The organism is Nocardia sp. NPDC057227 (assembly GCF_042669725.1).
Lineage (GTDB): Bacteria > Actinomycetota > Actinomycetes > Mycobacteriales > Mycobacteriaceae > Nocardia > Nocardia asteroides_A.
In genome coordinates this window covers 207359-221689 of record NZ_JBHUXA010000013.1, presented here as the reverse complement: position 1 = coordinate 221689, position 14331 = coordinate 207359, and the positions used below count along the sequence as shown (strand labels likewise).

The 14331-nt window shown below is 73.3% G+C and carries 11 protein-coding genes; 7 read left to right on the top strand and 4 right to left on the bottom strand.

Translation table 11 applies throughout. The annotated features are described in order from the left end of the window. Positions 1 to 411: 411 nt before the first annotated feature. From ACFUJ1_RS20080 to ACFUJ1_RS20065, 4 genes are read left to right on the top strand one after another with little or no spacing between them, the layout of a single operon-like run. Positions 412 to 2187, top strand: coding sequence for a hypothetical protein (locus tag ACFUJ1_RS20080; protein WP_378647629.1), 1776 nt, complete (start codon positions 412 to 414; stop codon positions 2185 to 2187). After that, entirely contained in the window at positions 2184 to 2351 is a 168-nt protein-coding gene (locus ACFUJ1_RS20075) for a hypothetical protein (RefSeq protein WP_378647627.1), read from the top strand. The genes ACFUJ1_RS20080 and ACFUJ1_RS20075 overlap by 4 nt, the downstream gene beginning before the upstream one ends. Next, positions 2348 to 2761: a hypothetical protein gene (locus ACFUJ1_RS20070; RefSeq protein WP_378647625.1), complete on the top strand. Its 414-nt coding sequence runs from the start codon at positions 2348 to 2350 to the stop codon at positions 2759 to 2761. The genes ACFUJ1_RS20075 and ACFUJ1_RS20070 overlap by 4 nt, the downstream gene beginning before the upstream one ends. Then, complete coding sequence (locus ACFUJ1_RS20065) at positions 2758 to 4080, top strand: hypothetical protein (protein WP_378647623.1); 1323 nt, start codon at positions 2758 to 2760, stop codon at positions 4078 to 4080. The genes ACFUJ1_RS20070 and ACFUJ1_RS20065 overlap by 4 nt, the downstream gene beginning before the upstream one ends. Here ACFUJ1_RS20065 and ACFUJ1_RS20060 read toward each other — a convergent pair. Genes ACFUJ1_RS20060 through lexA form a run of 3 tightly spaced genes read right to left on the bottom strand, consistent with a single transcriptional unit; the run spans position 4059 to position 6884 of the window. Next, complete coding sequence (locus ACFUJ1_RS20060; protein WP_378647621.1) at positions 4059 to 5384, bottom strand: APC family permease; 1326 nt, start codon at positions 5382 to 5384, stop codon at positions 4059 to 4061. The genes ACFUJ1_RS20065 and ACFUJ1_RS20060 overlap by 22 nt on opposite strands. A gap of 56 nt (positions 5385 to 5440) precedes the next feature. Next, positions 5441 to 6121: a histone deacetylase gene (locus ACFUJ1_RS20055; protein ID WP_378647619.1), complete on the bottom strand. Its 681-nt coding sequence runs from the start codon at positions 6119 to 6121 to the stop codon at positions 5441 to 5443. 4 nt (positions 6122 to 6125) lie between these two features. Continuing rightward, positions 6126 to 6884 carry a transcriptional repressor LexA gene (gene lexA, locus ACFUJ1_RS20050; protein WP_378647617.1) on the bottom strand — a complete coding sequence of 253 codons (759 nt, stop codon included), beginning with the start codon at positions 6882 to 6884 and terminating at the stop codon, positions 6126 to 6128. Positions 6885 to 7233: 349 nt separating this feature from the next. Between lexA and ACFUJ1_RS20045 the strand changes: the two genes are divergently transcribed. From ACFUJ1_RS20045 to nrdR, 3 genes are all read left to right on the top strand, one after another. After that, entirely contained in the window at positions 7234 to 7656 is a 423-nt protein-coding gene (locus tag ACFUJ1_RS20045; protein ID WP_378647615.1) for a hypothetical protein, read from the top strand. A 99-nt stretch (positions 7657 to 7755) separates the two neighbouring features. Then, positions 7756 to 8997, top strand: coding sequence for a hypothetical protein (locus ACFUJ1_RS20040; protein WP_378647613.1), 1242 nt, complete (start codon positions 7756 to 7758; stop codon positions 8995 to 8997). A gap of 212 nt (positions 8998 to 9209) precedes the next feature. Further along, positions 9210 to 9671 carry a transcriptional regulator NrdR gene (gene nrdR, locus ACFUJ1_RS20035; protein WP_378647612.1) on the top strand — a complete coding sequence of 154 codons (462 nt, stop codon included), beginning with the start codon at positions 9210 to 9212 and terminating at the stop codon, positions 9669 to 9671. A 283-nt stretch (positions 9672 to 9954) separates the two neighbouring features. On the opposite strand, the gene hrpA is transcribed toward nrdR, so the two are convergent. Continuing rightward, entirely contained in the window at positions 9955 to 14229 is a 4275-nt protein-coding gene (gene hrpA / locus ACFUJ1_RS20030; RefSeq protein ID WP_378647611.1) for an ATP-dependent RNA helicase HrpA, read from the bottom strand. Between the last annotated feature and the right edge of the window lie 102 nt (positions 14230 to 14331).

Genomic DNA, 14331 nt, shown 5'->3' with positions numbered 1-14331 from the left:
CTTCGCCGGCGGGGTGGTCGGCTCGGTGGTCGCCGGCTTCGCCTACCAGGTGGGCGGCTGGTTGCTGATCTGCGCGCTCGGCGCGGGCACGACCCTCGTCGGGATCGCGCTCTGGACCGGGCTCTTCGCCCGCCACGCTGTGCCCGCATCGGCGCAGGCGTCCGCGCGCTGAAGGGTCGCCCGGGCCGGTGTGACCACCGACACGGAACGCGAGAATGACCCGGACTCCGGTGGGTATGTCTCGCACGTCCGGGCCATACCTGTGTGGTCCGGTTCGTGCTACTTTTCGTCACACTTAGTACAGGTCTCAACGACTGGAGGTCTGCCGTGCCGAGCGCCGCGCCCGATTTGTCAGTGTTCGCCCAGACCGGAGGGGAAGGTGGGGGTGCGGCGCTCGATCAGGTTCTGATCATGACCGGCGCCGCCGGCGTGCTCGCCCTGGTCCTGCTGTGGATCGGTTACCTGCACCGAACCCGCCGGATCACCTGGCTGCAGGCCGTGGCCGACCGCCTCGGCACCTACTTCAACCAGCCCGGCTGGGTGGCGCTGCCGCTGGCGCTCTTCCTCGCCACCATCCTGACCGCGCTGCTCGGCTTCATCTGGGACGTCAGCCTGCACGTCGGCAAGGGCAGGGACGCAGGGCCGCTGGCCAACCCCGCGCACTACTTCATCCTGGTCGGGCTGTTCTTCCTGTTCATGGCGGGCATGGCCGCGATCGTGCTGCCGCTGGACGAGAAGCCGGGCCCGGCCGCGGTGCGGATCACCCGCACCTGGTACGCGCCGATCGGCGGCATCCTGCTGGCCGGCGCGGGGCTCTACGCGCTCATCGGCTTTCCGCTGGACGACGTCTGGCATCGCATTTTCGGCCAGGATGTGACGCTCTGGGGCCCCACCCACCTGATGCTGATCGGCGGCGCCGGGTTCTCCCTGATCGGCGTGCTGCTGCTGGAGTTCGAGGGCAGGCACAACCGCCCGCGCCCGGACGAGGCGGACAGCAGGCAGATGTGGCTGCTCCGCTCCTTCGCCTTCGGCGGGCTGCTGATCGGGCTCTCGGTCTTCCAGGTGGAGTTCGACTTCGGCGTGCAGCAGTTCCGGATGGTGTTCCAGCCCATGCTGATCGTCGCCGCCGCCACCGTCAGCCTGGTCGCGGCGCGGCTGGTCCTCGGCCGGTTCAGCACGCTCGTCGTGGTCGGCTTCGCGGTGGTGGTCCGCACCGTCGTCGCGTTGCTGGTCGGCGGGCCGATCATCGACGCCCCGCGCAATGTCTTCCCGCTGTACCTCGGCATCGCGCTGGTGGTCGAGGCGCTGGCGCTGCTGCCGCTGGTGCGCAGGCCGGTGCTGTGGGGCGCGCTCTGCGGCCTCGCCGCCGCCACCGTCGGGCTGTGGCTCGAATCGCTGTGGGTCGGCGCCATGTTCGTGAATCCGTGGCCCGCATCGATCTGGCCCGAGCTGCTGGCCATGTCGGTGCCGGTCGGTATCGCGGGCGGCGTCATCGGCGGCATGCTCGGCACCGTGCTGCGCGGCGAGCCGCTGCCGAAACCGGCGGTGCGCCGCACCCTGGTGGTGGCGGCCGTGCTGATCGTCGGCGCCGCCGTGGCCAACGGCCTCGCACACACCGTGCCGGAGAACGCCACCGCGATCGTCACGCTCAGCGAGGCGCCGTCGCAGAACGGCGAGCGCATGGTCTTCGCCGACGTCCGGCTGAACCCGAGTGACCTGGTCGGCGACGATCCCGAGTGGATCGAGATCCTCGGCTGGCAGGGCGGCGTCGGCAGCGAGAGCCCCGGCCGCGGCCTCGTCGTCGACCGGCTGGAGCGGGTCGAGGCCGGGCACTACGTCTCCACCGCGCCGGTGCCGGTCTCCGGCAGCTGGAAGACGGTGCTCCGGGTGCAGGACGGCCGCATCCAGACCGCGCTGCCGGTGTTCATGCCCGCCGACCCCGGCATCAACGCCCAGGAGGTGCCCGCACTGAACACCTTCACCAGGCCGTTCGTCCCGGAGATCACGGTGTTGCAGCGGGAGCGCAGCTTCGACTACCCGTCCTGGCTGTTCGGCGCGGCCTCGCTGGTGGTGCTGGCGTGCAGCCTGATCCTGGTCGCGGCGCTCTCCTGGGGTGCGGGCCGGATCAACGACCGCTACCCGCACACCACCCGCAGCGAGACTGCGGAGCCGGTGGCATCGGCATGATCGCCGGGTACGACGGCGTGGACGTGCTCGCGGATCACTCGATCCTGCTGGCCATCCCGGCCTTCCTGCCCGCCTTCGCGCTCGTCGGCGTCGTGGTGTTCATCGCGGTCCGCGACCGCAGGGCCGGCGACGACGACACCGAACCGACCGAGGAGGACACGTGAGGAACGTGCGCCGGGGCTGCGGCCTCGTGCTGCTGGCCGGGCTGCTCACCGCGGGCTGCGCGAGCGCCGACGAGGGCGAGCACGCCGATCACGGTGCCGCCCACCAGAGCTCGGCGCCCGCGTCGTCGGTCGTCGCCGGGCCGCAGGCGGTAGTCATCGCGGTGCGGCTCGCCGGGGGTGCCGTGACTCCCGACGACACCAGGGTCGAGGCCGCCGTCGGCCAGCCCATCGAGCTGGTGGTGGACAGCGACACCAGTGACGAGCTGCACGTGCACGCCGACCCCGACCACACCTTCGAGGTGGAACCCGCCGCCGGGCAGCGCTTCTCCTTCACCGTCGGCGTGCCCGGCCGGGTGGAGATCGAGCTGCACGACGCCGGCCGCACGGTGGCGACGATCCTGGTCCGATGACGCTGCTCGCCCACGGCCTCGGCGGGGCGACCGATCTGCCGATCCCGCTCACCTACGCCCTGATCGGCGCCGCCTGGGCCCTCACCTTCTCCTTCGCGCTGCTGCTCTTCGCCTGGCGCGAGCCGCGGCTCGACCCGGACTCGCCCGGCCGCCCGCTGCCCGCGGCGCTGCGCGCGGCCGCCGATTCCCGGTGGACGCGCGCGGTGCTCGCGGTGCTGAGCGTGGCGGCGACGGCGCTCGTCGCGGCGGTCGCGCTGGGGGGCTCGGGTGATCCGGCGCGCAACCCCGTGCCCGGCGTGCTCTACGTGTACCTGTGGGTCGGGGTCGCGGTGCTCTCGCTGCTGGCCGGGCCGGTGTGGAAGGTGCTCTCCCCGGCGCGGGCGCTGCACCGGGCGCTCTGCGCGCTGCTGCGGCGGCCGCCGGAGCGCGGATTCCTGGCGTACCCGGAGCGGCTCGGGATCCGGCCCGCGGTGCTCGGGCTCTTCTCCCTCGTCTGGCTGGAGCTGGCCGCGCCGGACCCGGGCGCGGTCGGGGCGGTGGCGACCTGGCTCGGCCTCTACCTGCTGACCACCCTGGCCGGGCTGGTCGTCTTCGGCACCGTGTGGGCCGAGCGCGCCGACCCGCTCGAGGTGTACAGCGCGCTGATCGGCAGGCTCAGCCCGGTCGGCAGGCGCGCGGGCACCGGCGAACTCGTGCTGCGCGCGCCGCTCGCGAACCTGGCGGGAACCCCGGTGCTCCCCGGCTCGGTGGCGGTCGCGGCGGTGCTGCTCGGCTCCACCGCCTTCGACAGCTTCTCCCAGTTCCCGGTCTGGCGAAGGCAGCTCGTCGACGCCGGCCAGCCGACCCTGCTGAAGACCGCGGCGCTGCTCGGGTTCGTGCTGATCGTGGCGGTGCTCTTCTGGGGCGCCGCGCGCGCGACCGGCGGTGTCAGCGGGGCGGAGCGCCGCCTGCTGCCGGGCACGCTCGCCCACAGCCTGACCCCGATCGTGGCCGGCTACATCGTGGCGCACTACCTGACCTTCCTGGTCGAGAAGGGCCAGGCGACCGCGATCCTCTTCGCCGACCCCTTCGACCGGGGCTGGAACCTGCTCGGCCTCGCCGACCGCGACGTCGCCTACCTGCTCTCGAACCATCCGGCGGTGCTCGGCACGATCAAGGTGCTCGCGGTGGTCACCGGGCATGTGCTCGGCGTCGCCGCCGCGCACGACCGCAGCCTGCGGGTGCTGCCGAAGGCACACCGGGCCACCGGTCAGCTGGCGCTCATGCTGGTCATGGTCGGCTTCACCTTCGCCGGGCTCTACCTGCTCTTCGACGCCTGATCGGCGGTGTCGGCCAGTTCGCCGCCGCGCCGCCGCCGCACCTCGTTGACCGCGGCGAGCAGCACCCCGATGCCGATCAGGACCAGCCCGCGCAGCCAGACCTCCGCCGCCACCTGCGTGGCGAGCAGCAGGCAGGAGGCGATTCCGAGGACGGGCACCGCGATCGGCACCCGGAAGTGGTCGCCGGTGCCCGCGTCCCTGCGCAGCGCGATGGCAGCGGCATTCACCCCGGTGAAGACCACGAGCAGGAGCAGCACCAGGGTCTCGGCGAGCGCGTCGATCTCGCCGGTGAGCGCGAGCGCCACCGATGCGGCGGTGGTGACCAGCACCGCCATCCACGGGGTTCGGCGCCGCGGCAGCACCCGGGCCAGCGCGGCGGGCAGCAGCCCGTCCCGCGCCATGCCGTAGGCCAGCCGGGACCCCATGATCCCGGTGAGCAGCGCGCCGTTCGCCACCGCGACCAGCGCGATCACCGCGAACAGCCGCTCCGGTACGCCGCCCGCGATCCGCACCACCTCCAGCAGCGGCCCCGACGACCCGGCCAGCACGTCGGTCGGCACCGCCGCCGAGGTGAGCAGCCCGAGCAGCACGTAGACCACGCCCGCGGTGAGCAGCGCGCCGAAGAGCGCCCGCGGGTAGCTGCGGCGCGGATCGGCGACCTCCTCGGCCAGGTTCACCGAGGTCTCGAAGCCGACGAAGGAGTAGTAGGCCAGCACCGCTCCGGCCAGGATCGCCCCGGCGGCACCGTGTTCGGCGGTGCCGAGGGCGGTGAGCCTGCCCGGGTCGGCGTCGCCGCGCAGCAGGATCCAGGCGCCGAGCCCGATCACCAGCAGCAGCCCGCCCAGCTCGACCAGGGTGGCGACCACATTGGCGCCGAGCGACTCCCGCACGCCGCGGATGTTCAGCGCCGCCAGCACCAGCAGAAAGACCACGACCACGGCGACGGTGGGCAGCGTGACCAGTTCGGCGAGGTAGTCGGAGGCGAAGCCGCGGGCCAGCGCCGCGACCGAGACCACCCCGGCGGCGAGCATGCAGAACCCGACCAGCGAGCCGGCGGCCGGGCCGAAGGCGAGCGTGGTGTAGTGCGCGGAGCCGCCCGCGCGCGGGTACTTGGTGGCGAGTTCGGCGTAGGAGCCCGCGGTCAGGCAGGCCAGCCCGAGCGCGACGAGCAGCGGCAGCCAGACCGCGCCGCCGGAGCGGCCCGCGATCTCGCCGATCAGCACGTACACCCCGGCGCCGAGCACGTCGCCGAGGATGAAGAAGTAGAGCAGGCGCGTCCCGACGACGCGGTTCAGCGCGGGCACGGCGTCGATGCTCCGGTGACCAGGGCGCGGGGGCGTGTCCGGTTCATCCGGCGGTGCTACCCCCGCGGCGCGGGATCATGCCCGCGCAGCACCGCTTCCACCGCGTCGGCGGTCCAGTGCCCGCGTGCGCCGGGCGCGGCCGCGAGGTAGCGGGCTGCCCGTTCCGGCGGCCAGCCGTGTGCCTCGGCGAGCCCGGCGCCGAGGTGCCGCAGGTAGGCCGCCGACGGCGGGTTGCCCGGCAGCGTTCGGTAGCGGGCGGGTGCGGTGCAGGTGAGCACCGGCAGCCCATCCCTGTCGCCCGCGCGGACCAGCGTTTCGTAGCGTCCGGGGCCGATGGCGTACCGGCCGACGGCGAGCACCGCGGCCAGGTCGAGGTCGGTGCCGGGCGGGCGGTACATCTCCTGCGCCACGAGGTCGGAGAACTGCCCGACGGTCACCAGATGCGCCCTGGCGGCGACGGTGCCGTCGCCGTCCGGGTCGTAGAAGGCCCGGCCGCCGGTCCAGACCAGCGATTCGGTGGCAAAGTACAGCGTGCCGGGCAGCCACACCGGCTCCGACCGCTCGGGGTCGCGCGGATCCCGGCAGCCCGGATAGCGGTGCGTGGAGCCGACGGGGACCCCGCCCGCGAGGTAGCAGCGGATCCGGTCGGCGTGCATGTTCGAGCCGTAGGCCGCGTACCAGAGCCGGTCCGGCGCCGCCGCGTCGCGCGGCGCCGGGAGCTCGGCCGGCCCCGGCACGGGGTCAGATCTTGCGGATGACGGTGACGACCTTGCCGAGGATCTGCGCGTCGTTGCCCGCGATCGGCTCGAAGTGCGCGTTGTGCGGCATCAGCCAGACGTCGGTGCCGGTGCGCTTGAACGTCTTCACGGTGGCCTCGCCGTCCAGCATGGCGGCCACGATGTCGCCGTTGTCGGCGACGTTCTGCTGCCGCACCACGACCCAGTCGCCGTCGCAGATCGCGGCGTCGACCATGGACTGGCCGACCACCCTGAGCAGGAACAGCGAGCCCTCGCCGACCAGCTCCTTCGGCAGCGGGAAGACGTCCTCCACCGCCTGCTCGGCCAGGATCGGGCCACCGGCGGCGATCCGGCCGAGCACCGGGACGAAGGCCGGGGTCGGGGTGGCGCTCTCCGGCACCTCGTCGGCGTCGACCGCGCCGCTCGCTGGCAGGCTCGTCACCGCGCGCACGGCCTCGTCCAGCCCGCGCACGTCGACCGCGCGCGGGCGGTTCGGGTCGCGCCGGAGGTAGCCCTTGCGCTCCAGGGCCCGCAGCTGGTGCGCCACCGACGAGGTGGAGGTGAGCCCCACCGCGTCGCCGATCTCCCGGATGCTGGGCGGATACCCGCGCTCGCTCACCGACGACCGGATGACGTCGAGCACCCGGCGCTGACGCGCGGTGAGATCCGCTCCCACCCCGTTGCTCTCGGCACCGATCGTGTCGGTACCGCGAGTCCGGGTACCGGGACCGCCCTCGTCACCCGCGTCGTCCCTGTGGCCCACCGCAACCCGCCTTCCTGTCCGCGCCCCGCCCGGATGCCGCCCGGGGCGTCCGTCTCCGGGCCTCGCGCCCGGGTGTTGCTCCAAACCTAGACTGCCGCGGGCCGAGTATCAAACACCTGTTCGACGCGAGTCCGTGTCGCGGCTGGCGCGCACCCGCCCCGCATGGTAGAAATCGAACATACGTTCTTTCGAACATGTGAGCGAACCGGTTCGCTCGGCGGCGGGGAAACCGCACGCCGGAGCCGGTTCCGGCAGTTGCAGCAGCGCAACATCGCCGTCCCCCCGACGGCCCTGACGAGCCACAGTCAGCAACTCGACCGGCGGGTGCCGGTACACGGAGGAATGTCCGATGAGCACAGCGCTCGAATTCGACAGGAGCACGGGAGATCCCGAGCGGCCAGGGCCGGGTCGAGCCGAGGGTTGCCAGGTGCCCGCGGCTCGCCGCGGCGTGGTCGTGCGCCGCGGCGCCCCCGTCCGCAGGCGCCCGCGCCGGATCGACGAGCGCCGCCCCGCGGACGGGCGGCCCCGCCGCGGCGCGCTCGCCGACCACCGGCCGCCGCCGCGCAGGCCCCGCGGCGCGCATCCGCTGCGCCGGGTCGAACAGGCACGGGCCGGGCTGGCCACGCTGGCCGTCACCGCGCTCGTCACCGCGCTGATCGTGGTCGCGATGTTGCTGCTCGCGCAGTGGCGCTCCGCCCCCGCCCCCGAGCCCGGGATGTCCGGCGCCGCAGCGGTGGTCGCGGTGCCGGTGGGGAGTGTGCCGCTCGCATAGCGCGATTCGCCGGAACCTTGCTCGCGGACCGGAACCGGTTGCTATCGTCGCGGCACACACGCCCGCGCACCTGTGCCGCGACCGAGAGGCGGATCCGCAATGACGCGCTCCCGCACCGAGTTTCCCGCGCTCGGACTCCTCTGCCGTGCCGTCCTGCTCGCCTGTCTGCTCGTGCTGCCCGGCACGCTCGCCCCGGTCCGCGCCGCACCGCTGTACGCCGGCTACCTCGACCTGCCCGTGGTCGACGCGGACGGCGAGCGCGCGGGCGGCGTCCACCCGGGGCTGCCGTCCGACGCGGCGGTGCTCGGCGCCGCGCTGGACCAGGCCCGCGCGGCCGGGGTGCCCGCCCGCCGCTACACCGCGCTGCTGCGGCAGTACTGGCTCGTGGTCGCCGCGGGCAACGCGCGCATCGACCTCGCCGGCTGGGATCCGCAGCGCGGCCCCGCGGTCAACGCGCACACCTTCAACCTCGTCTACGTGAACTACCTGCGGCTGGCCAGCGCGCACCCGGAGTTCTGGTGGGCCGGGCTGGCCGGGCTCGCCGGCGGCTCCTTCGCCTCCGGCTACTTCGACATGGACGACGCGGGCCGGGTCATCGACCTGCCCGGCCTGCACGCGCTCGGCACCGCGGTCGCCGACCTGCTGCAGCGCACCCCGTCGGAGCTGGTCGAGCGCACCCCGGAGGACATCACGCTGCTCGCCGGCGTCGGGCCGCGGCTCACCGCCGCCGACATCAGCTGGTACCAGACCCGGCTGATGGCCATGCAGAAACACATCTTCATCGACCTGGTCCCGCAGCACGAGGCCTACCTGGCGCGCGGCCTGGCCGGCATCGACGAGCTGGCGGCGGCGGGGGCGATCGACCGCAACCTGCGCGCCGCCTGGGCCGGGATCGCCGCGGGCGGCACCGCCGGCCACATCGACGCGCTGTACCGGATGACCGATCGCGAACAGAACGTCATCGTCCCGGAGCAGTGGGACGCCACCGCCGCGGCCAGGGACGGCATCGGCCGGGTACTCACCTACGTCAGCACCATCGCGGCCAAGCCCGCGGTCCCCGGCGTGCGGGCGCCCGGCACCTTCGCCCCCGCCACCGTGCGGGCGGGCGACCTGGTGCTGCGCACCCCGCTGCCCGGCTTCAACTGGGCCGATCGGGACGATCGCTGGCGCTACATCACCGAGGACCTGGTGCTCAGGCACATCGACCTGAAGCGCGACCCGGCGCTCGCCGCCGGGGTGCTGGCCGAGCCGTTCCCGACCAAGCTGTCCCGCGGCAGGCTGGTCGCCCGGCTGCCCGAACTGCTCGCCGACCTGTCCGGCCAGTGGCGGATCGGGGGATGAGCGGTGCGGTATCCGGCGCCGAGCAGGGGTGGAGCCGACCCGCCACCGCCTCCGGCCGGGTATCCTGCCTGTGATAGCGGTGAACGCGCCGGGTGGCGCCGGTTCACCCCGTGTCGCGGCGGACGCGCCCGGCACATGTGCTCGCCGGGTCGCGACAGCGCGCTCCCCACCCGGCCCGGCCGCGAGCACCCGCTCGGACGAAGGACTCCCGGATGCATTGCCCGTACTGCAGGCACCCCGACTCCCGGGTCGTCGACTCCCGTGAGGCGGAGGAAGGCACGGCCATCCGCCGCCGCCGCTCCTGCCCGCAGTGCGGCAGGCGCTTCACGACGGTCGAGACCGCCATCCTCTCGGTGGTCAAGCGCAGCGGCGTCACCGAGCCGTTCAGCCGCGAGAAGGTCATCCGCGGCGTCCGCCGCGCCTGCCAGGGCCGCGAAGTCGACGACGACGCCCTGAACCTGCTCGCCCAGAAGGTCGAGGACGCGGTGCGCGCCAAGGGATCTCCCGAGGTGCCGAGCCACGAGGTCGGCCTCGCCATCCTCGGCCCGCTGCGCGACCTCGACGAGGTCGCCTACCTCCGCTTCGCCTCCGTCTACCGCTCCTTCACCTCCGCAGCGGATTTCGAACGCGAGATCACCCAGATGCGCGAGGCCCGCGCCCTCGCCGCCGACTGACGGCTTCGGAGCAGTCGGCGGGTATCCGTCGGCCGAGACCTCGGCCGCGTTGCCCGAACGGTTGTCGGCGGAACGGCCGACTGCGCACACTCGCCCGGATTTCTACGCTGATCGAGTTCGATCCAGCACCAGCGTGAGGAGTCGGCTATGGCCGAGAAGTGCCCGCAGTGTTCGAAGAAGACCGGCATGGACATCGGTGACAAGGACCACCAGGGGCGGCAGCTCTACGAGTGCCAGGACTGCAAGTACAAGTGGAAGGACTGAGCCGGGTCCTGCGTGCCGCTCAGGCCCGGATGCTCGCGATCGCCTTCTCGATCCGCTTGGCGGAGATCGGGTAGGGGGTGCCGAGTTTCTGGGCGAAGAGGCTGACCCGGAGCTCCTCGATCATCCACCAGACGTCGGTGACGGCGCGGGTGCGGCGGCGGGCTTCGGGGAGGGTGGTCAGCAGGCGGTCGTAGGCGGTGAGGACCCGGTCGAGCTGGTCCATGCCCTGGCGGTCGCGGACGGCGGAGGCGGGGAGGGTGTGCAGCCGGGCGGTGGCGGCGCGCAGGTAGCGGGGGAGTTCGCGGAGCCGCTGGTTGCCGTGCTCGGCGACGAAGCCGGGATAGACCAGGTCGTCGAGCTGCCGCCGGACGTCGTCGGCGATGTCGCGTTCGGCGGTGTCGGCGAGCGCCGCCTCCACCTCGGTGGCGGCGGCCAGCACCGGTGCCACCAACCGCACGATCGCGGCGACGGTGCCGGTGAAGCGCGGCCGCACCCGGGCGACGAGGGCCTCGAACTCCTTCGGGTCCCGCACCGGCCCGCCCTCGGCGGCGAGCAACTCGTCGGCGGCCGCCGCGCGACAATCCTCGACAAGGGCGTCCAGCGATCCGTACGGGTTGCGGCCCAGCGCCAGCCGGTCCGCGGGGGCCAGCCCCGAGGTGACCGCCTTGGTACTGCCGGGCAGCGCCGCCAGCAGCAGGGCGCGGGTGCCCGCGCGCATGGCGGCGGCCTGCTCGGCGGGTGAACTCAGCACCCGCACCGCGACACCGGCGGGCTCCGGCACCAGCGCCGGGTAGCCGGTGACGGTCTGGCCCGCGACCTCGCGCCGCACCGTCGGGGCGAGGGTGCCGAGCGACTCCGAGGTCCACACCGCCGCCGGTGCGCGCTCGGCGCCCGCGGTGGCCTTCGCCACCGAGCGCGAGACATCCTCGGCCAGCCGCGATTTCAGCGCGGACAGGCTCTTGTCCCGGTCCAGCACCCGGCCCGCCCGGTCCAGCGCGGCGAAAGTGGCGCGCAGGTGCGGCGGGAGCGCGGCGGTGTCCAGGTCGCGCGGTGCGATGGTCACCGAGCCGAGCCGGGACAGTTCCCGCGCCAACCCGGTGACCAGCGGTTCGGCCCGCGGGGTGAGCGCGGCCAGCGCGGCGGCGGCGAAATCCGGCGCCGGAACGACGGTGCGCCGCAGCGACTTCGGCAGCGTCTTGATCAGCGCGGTGGCGAGCTCGGCGCGCATGCCGGGCACCAGCCAGTCGAAGCCGACCGGGCGCACGTGCGCCAGCTGCTCCACCGGGATCCGGACGGTCAGCCCGTCCTCCTCGGTGCCCGGCTCGAACTGGTAGGTCAGCGGGAAGGTGAGCTCGCCCTGCCGCCAGGTGTCCGGGAAGTCGGTGGGGTCGAGCGTGGCGACGCCCTCGTTGACCACGGTGGCGGTGTCGAAGTCGAGCAGCGCGGGCTCGGTCCTGCGGGCCGTGCGCCACCAGGTGTCGAAGTGCCGCACCGAGACGATGTCGGCGGGCAGCCGCTCGTCGTAGAACTGGAACAGCACCTCGTCGTCGACCAGGATGTCGCGGCGGCGGGCCCGGTGCTCCAGGTCGGCGACGTCCTCCAGCAGGGCGCGGTTGCGGTGGAAGAATTCGTGCTTCGTCTGCCACTCGCCCTGCACCAGCGCGTGCCGGATGAGCAGTTCGCGGGAGACCTCGGGGTCGATCCGGCCGAAATCGACGGCGCGGCGGGGGACCAGCGGCAAGCCGTACAGCGTGACCCGCTCGTACGCCTGCGCGGCGCCGCGCCTGGCCGACCAGTGCGGCTCGGAGTAGGTGCGCTTCACCAGGTCGCCCGCGAGGCGTTCGGCCCACTCCGGCTCCACCTTCGCCGCCATCCGGCCCCACAGACGGGAGGTCTCGACGAGCTCGGCGGCCATCACCCAGCGCGGGGGTTTCTTGGCGAGCGCGGAGCCGGGGAAGATCATGAACTTGGCGTTCCTGGCGCCGAGGAATTCCCGGGTCTCGGCCTCTCGGAGACCGAGGTGGGAGAGCATTCCCGCCAGCAGGGCCTGGTGGATCGAGGTGGCGTCGTAGGTGGCCTCGCCGTCCTGCGCGGCGGGGTTCGGTGCCGGTTCCGCTGTCCGCGCCGGTCGGCCGCCACGGCGGCGAGGATTTCTGGAGCCCGCGGCTCCCGGCGCGCTGCCACCCGATGCCGCGTCCGCGCGCGAGCTGTCGACCGGTGTCGTCCCCGCACGCGCACTGTCGACCTGTGCCACGCCGTTGCTCGGGTCGCCGGCAGCGCCGCGTGCGCTGCGAGTCTGCGCCGAGCCTTCGCGCGCCGGTCGGCGGTCGTCCGCGCGCTGGATGCCGGGACCGTCGGCACCGGCCCCGCGCCGCCGGGACTCGGGCACCGCGCCTTCGCCCGCGGCATCCCACCCCAACTGCCTGGTGATCGTGCGCAACTGCCCGTGCAGATCCTGCCACTCCCGAATCCGCAGGTAGTGCAGGAAGTCCTCGCGGCACATGCGGCGGAACTGATTGCCGCTGAGCGACCTCCGCTGCTCCCCGAGGTGGTCCCACAGCTTCAGGAAGGCGAGGAAGTCGGAGCCGTCGACGACGAACCGCGCGTGTTTGGCGTCCGCCGCCTGCTGCTGCTCCACCGGACGTTCCCGCACGTCCTGGATGGAGAGCGCCGCCACGATCACCAGCACCTCGGCCAGGCACCCGGTGCGCTGCGCCTCGACCAGCATGCGCGCCATCCGCGGGTCGACCGGCAGCTGCGCCATCTCCCGCCCGACGGCGGTGAGCGCGAGCCGCCGCGCCTCGGTGCGCACCGCCGCCTCGGTCTCCGCGTCGGCGGCGCCGAGCGCGCCGAGCTCCTGGAGCAGCGCGATGCCGTCGCGGATGGCGCGGTACTCCGGCGCCTGCAGGAACGGGAAGCTCTCGATGTCACCGAGCCCGAGCGCGGTCATCTGCAGGATGACCGCGGCCAGGTTGGTGCGCAGGATCTCCGGCTCGGTGAAGGCGGGCCTGGACTCGAAGTCGTCCTCGCTGTAGAGCCGGATGGCGATGCCGTCGGCGACGCGCCCGCAGCGCCCGGAGCGCTGCCGCGCCGACGCCTGCGACACCGACTCGATCGGCAGCCGCTGGACCTTGGTGCGCATGGAGTAGCGGGAGATCCGCGCGGTGCCCGGATCGATCACGTACCGGATCCCGGGCACGGTCAGCGAGGTCTCGGCCACATTGGTGGCGAGCACGACGCGCCGCCCGGTGTGCGGGGCGAAGACCCGGTGCTGCTCGGCGGCGGAGAGCCGGGCGTACAGCGGCAGGATCTCGGTGCGCGGCAGCTTCAGCTCGCGCAGCGCGTCGGCGGTGTCCCGGATCTCGCGCTCGCCGGAGAGGAAGACCAGCACGTCGCCGTCGCCCTCGGCGAAGAGTTCGCGCACCGCGTCGCCGATGGCGTCCACCGGGTCGCGATCCACCACGGTGGATTCCTCGTCGTCCTCGTCGTCCCGCGCCGACGGCAGCTCCAGGGAGAGCGGCCGGTACCTGATCTCCACCGGGAACGACCGCCCGGACACCTCCACGATCGGCGCCGGGGTGCCGTCCGGCGCGGCGAAGTGCCTGGCGAACAGCTCCGGGTCGATGGTCGCGGAGGTGATCACGATCTTGAGATCGGGCCTGCGCGGCAGCAGCTGGGCCAGGTAGCCGAGCAGGAAGTCGATATTGAGACTGCGTTCGTGCGCCTCGTCGATGATGATCGTGTCGTAGCGCCGCAGCATCCGGTCGCGCTGGATCTCGGCGAGCAGGATGCCGTCGGTCATGAGCTTGACCAGGGTGCGGTCCGAGGCATGGTCGGTGAAGCGCACGGTGTAGCCGACGACGTCGCCCAGCTCGGTGCCGAGCTCATCGGCGATCCGCTCGGCCACGGTGCGGGCGGCGAGCCTGCGCGGCTGGGTGTGCCCGATGGTGCCGCGGATGCCGCGCCCGAGTTCCAGGCAGATCTTCGGGATCTGGGTGGTCTTGCCGGAGCCGGTCTCGCCCGCCACGATCACCACCTGGTTGGCGGCGATGGCGGCGGCGATGTCCTCCCGCCGCGCGGTGACCGGCAGCTGCTCGGGGTACCTGATCGCGGGCACGGCGGAGCGGCGCGCCTCGATCCGCTGTTCGGCGGCGGTGATCTCGGCTTCCAACGCGGCCGTCTCGGGGCCATCGGCCCGATCCAGCCTTCGGCGCAGCCGGTACTCGTCGCGAAGCGAGAGGTTCGCCAGGCGGGTGCGGAGCTCGCGGCGTCCGGTGGCGGTTGTCCTGCTCATTGCGTCCACCAGCCTAGCGAAGACGGTGCTGTTCCCGCGCCTGCGTTTCCCTCCGGTGATCAGCGGCACAGCGCGCCCGAGTTAGCCGGGGATTCGCCGAAC

What these genes read in the sequence shown, in the direction of transcription:
- ACFUJ1_RS20080 (WP_378647629.1), top strand. Translation starts at nt 412, where the DNA reads ATGACCGGCGCCGCCGGCGTGCTCGCCCTGGTCCTGCTGTGGATCGGT.
- ACFUJ1_RS20075 (WP_378647627.1), top strand. Translation starts at nt 2,184, where the DNA reads ATGATCGCCGGGTACGACGGCGTGGACGTGCTCGCGGATCACTCGATC.
- ACFUJ1_RS20065 (WP_378647623.1), top strand. Translation starts at nt 2,758, where the DNA reads ATGACGCTGCTCGCCCACGGCCTCGGCGGGGCGACCGATCTGCCGATC.
- ACFUJ1_RS20045 (WP_378647615.1), top strand. Translation starts at nt 7,234, where the DNA reads ATGAGCACAGCGCTCGAATTCGACAGGAGCACGGGAGATCCCGAGCGG.
- ACFUJ1_RS20040 (WP_378647613.1), top strand. Translation starts at nt 7,756, where the DNA reads ATGACGCGCTCCCGCACCGAGTTTCCCGCGCTCGGACTCCTCTGCCGT.
- nrdR (WP_378647612.1), top strand. Translation starts at nt 9,210, where the DNA reads ATGCATTGCCCGTACTGCAGGCACCCCGACTCCCGGGTCGTCGACTCC.
- hrpA (WP_378647611.1), bottom strand. Translation starts at nt 14,229, where the DNA reads ATGAGCAGGACAACCGCCACCGGACGCCGCGAGCTCCGCACCCGCCTG.